At 43.1% G+C, this 562-nt stretch carries 1 protein-coding gene; it reads right to left on the minus strand.

Annotation, left to right across the window (positions count from 1 at the left end; all coding sequences use genetic code 11):
- Positions 1–66: 66 nt before the first annotated feature.
- Positions 67–426: a hypothetical protein gene (locus AK963_RS30470; protein ID WP_066018861.1), complete on the minus strand. Its 360-nt coding sequence runs from the start codon at positions 424–426 to the stop codon at positions 67–69.
- Positions 427–562: the final 136 nt, after the last annotated feature.

Consider the following 562-nt stretch of genomic DNA (forward strand, 5'->3'; position numbering starts at 1 on the left):
TCAGCTTAGTAAAATATTTAACTTTCTGGAACTATCAGACTTGCAGACCACCCCAAAAAGCTATACTTAACGACAGGTCATTTTGGACTGGTGTTTTGAGGACTTTTTACGCCGGTGATGACACCTGGCAAGGGCTATAGCTCCTTCAAGCACCTTATCCAGCTGATGAATATTACTATCAGAGTCATTAGGAAGCCCAAAGAGGCTGGATAGTTCTCTGACCTTCGCAAAAACCGTCGATGGAATTGGGGTATTGGTACTTTGTTGGGAAGAGGTTGGGGGGCATTGGCTTGGATTAGCTGGTGGGTGCGAAAGATTGCACTTCGTTAATGCATGAAGTGGTTCATGTTGTTTAAAATGTGTTAGCTGTTCTTCAAGATGCAGAATATGTTCTCTTAGTCGTGCATTCTCTTCCAAATCAATCATTCGTCTCTCAGTAGAGCCTGTAAATAATTCTGTGTAAACGCCACCAAAACTATTACTCCTTGAACCGGTCAGGAAACATAATTTCAAACCGGTTCATGGCTGCTTTCCAGTTCCTGATCGGCATGGTCCATTTCTC

Origin of the sequence: Endozoicomonas atrinae, from assembly GCF_001647025.1 — a bacterium.
Lineage (GTDB): Bacteria > Pseudomonadota > Gammaproteobacteria > Pseudomonadales > Endozoicomonadaceae > Endozoicomonas > Endozoicomonas atrinae.

What these genes read in the sequence shown, in the direction of transcription:
- AK963_RS30470 (WP_066018861.1), bottom strand. Translation starts at nt 426, where the DNA reads ATGATTGATTTGGAAGAGAATGCACGACTAAGAGAACATATTCTGCAT.